This is a genomic window from Mesorhizobium sp. M8A.F.Ca.ET.202.01.1.1 (genome assembly GCF_004791595.1).
Classification (GTDB): Bacteria; Pseudomonadota; Alphaproteobacteria; order Rhizobiales; family Rhizobiaceae; genus Mesorhizobium.
In genome coordinates, this window is sequence record NZ_SRUN01000196.1 from 1 (window position 1) to 316 (window position 316).

Below are 316 nucleotides of genomic sequence, written 5' to 3' on the forward strand. Positions count from 1 at the left end.
TTCCATGGTGTAGGTTCATCAGGATTCCATATTCACTTTGCGAATGATGATCGTAACTTCGGCGGCCATGTGCTAGACTTTGAAATAGAAGATGTTAAAGTTGAGATTCAGAACTTTGAAACATTTGAACAACATTTTCCAGCTCATGATGAAACATTTACAAATGCTAATATCGATTACAAAGATATTGCAGAGGAAATTAGAGAAGCAGAATAGTATCTTAAAAATTAAAAGAGGAGTATAAATTGTTATGTTAGTGCATTCATTTGATCCATTTCATAATTTGTTGTTATCTTCAATTGTTGCTGCTATACCA

The 316-nt window shown here is 32.6% G+C and carries 1 protein-coding gene; it reads left to right on the plus strand.

Features of this window, described 5'->3' with window-relative positions:
- Positions 1 to 216, plus strand: a 216-nt coding sequence (locus EN845_RS34475; RefSeq protein WP_189587447.1) for an acetolactate decarboxylase, incomplete at its 5' end; no start/stop codon positions are given.
- Positions 217 to 316 lie beyond the last annotated feature (100 nt).